The 1,579-nt window shown below is 74.5% G+C and carries 2 protein-coding genes; both read left to right on the plus strand.

The genetic code is table 11. The features are described 5' to 3' along the window. On the plus strand, positions 1 to 1,247 hold a 1,247-nt coding region (locus AB0O00_RS38720), incomplete at its 5' end, for an adenosylmethionine--8-amino-7-oxononanoate transaminase (protein WP_363659368.1). Then, a partial coding sequence (locus AB0O00_RS38725; protein ID WP_363659369.1) for a dethiobiotin synthase occupies positions 1,244 to 1,579 on the plus strand: 336 nt, incomplete at its 3' end. The genes AB0O00_RS38720 and AB0O00_RS38725, both read left to right, overlap by 4 nt.

Genomic DNA, 1,579 nt, shown 5'->3' on the forward strand with positions numbered 1-1,579 from the left:
CGTACGGCCCGATGCCCGGCACCGCCACGCCGTTCGTGGTGGAGTCCGCCGCCGGCGTCCGGCTGCGGCTCGCCGAACCGGCCGCGGGCGGGCGGCGCGAGCTCGTCGACGGGATGTCGTCCTGGTGGGCGGCCATCCACGGGTACCGGCACCCGGTGCTCGACGAGGCCGTGCGCGACCAGCTGGGGCGGATGAGCCACGTGATGTTCGGCGGGCTCACCCACGAGCCCGCCGTCCGGCTCGCGGCCCGGCTGGTGGAGATCACGCCCGAGCCGCTGCGGCACGTCTTCCTCGCCGACTCGGGCTCGGTGTCGGTCGAGGTCGCGATGAAGATGTGCCTGCAGTACTGGCAGTCGATCGGCCGCCCGCAGAAGCGCCGGCTGCTGACCTGGCGCGGCGGCTACCACGGCGACACCTTCCACCCGATGTCGGTCTGCGACCCGGACGGCGGGATGCACCACCTGTGGGGCGGGGTGCTGCCTGGGCAGCTCTTCGCACCGCAGCCGCCGGCCGGGTTCGACGAGCCGCTCGACCCCGGCTACGCGCTGGAGTTCGAGGCGCTGATGGCGCGGCACGCGGACGAACTGGCCGCCGTCATCGTCGAGCCGGTCGTCCAGGGCGCGGGCGGGATGCGGTTCCACTCCCCCGCGTACCTGCGGATGCTGCGCGAACTCTGCGACCGGCACGGGGTGTTGCTCGTCTTCGACGAGATCGCGACCGGATTCGGCCGCAGCGGCGCCCTGTTCGCCGCCGACCACGCGGGCGTCTCCCCCGACGTCATGTGCCTCGGCAAGGCCATCACCGGCGGGTACCTGACGCTGGCCGCCGCGCTCTGCACGAGCGAGATCGCGGACGGGATCAGCCGCGGCGAGGTGCCGGTGCTCGCCCACGGGCCGACGTTCATGGGCAACCCGCTGGCCTGCGCGGTCGCCAACGCCTCCATCGACCTGCTGCTCGGCCAGGACTGGCAGGTCGAGGTGAAGCGCATCGAGACCGGCCTGCGGGACGGGCTCGCGGGCGCCGCCGACGTCCCCGGCGTGAGCGACGTGCGCGTCCAAGGCGCGATCGGCGTGGTGCAGTTGGACCACCCCGTCGACGTCGCCGCCGCCACCGAGGCGGCCGCCCGCGAGGGCGTCTGGCTGCGCCCCTTCCGGGACCTGATCTACACCATGCCCCCCTACGTGACGCAGGACGACGACGTTGCCCGCATCGCGGCCGCCGTGACCGCCGCGGCGGTGGCGGGATGAGCGGCGACAAGGGAACGAGCGCGCGGATCCTGTTCGTCACCGGGACGAACACCGACGTCGGCAAGACGATCGCCACCGCGGCCGTCGCGTCGGCGGCGCTGCGGAGCGGGCTGCGCGTCGCCGTGCTCAAGCCCGGACAGACCGGCGTCGCGCCCGGCGAGCCCGGGGACGCGGCGGAAGTCCGGCGCCTGGCGGGCGATCTGACGATCCGTGAGCTCGTGCGCTACCCAGAGCCGCTCGCCCCCGACACGGCCGCCCGCCGAGCCGGCCTGCCGTCCCTGACCCCGGCCGAAGTCGTCGACGCCGTCCGCGAGTTGGCGGACGGGCACGAC

It is taken from the genome of Kitasatospora sp. NPDC093558 (genome assembly GCF_040683475.1).
Lineage (GTDB): Bacteria > Actinomycetota > Actinomycetes > Streptomycetales > Streptomycetaceae > Kitasatospora.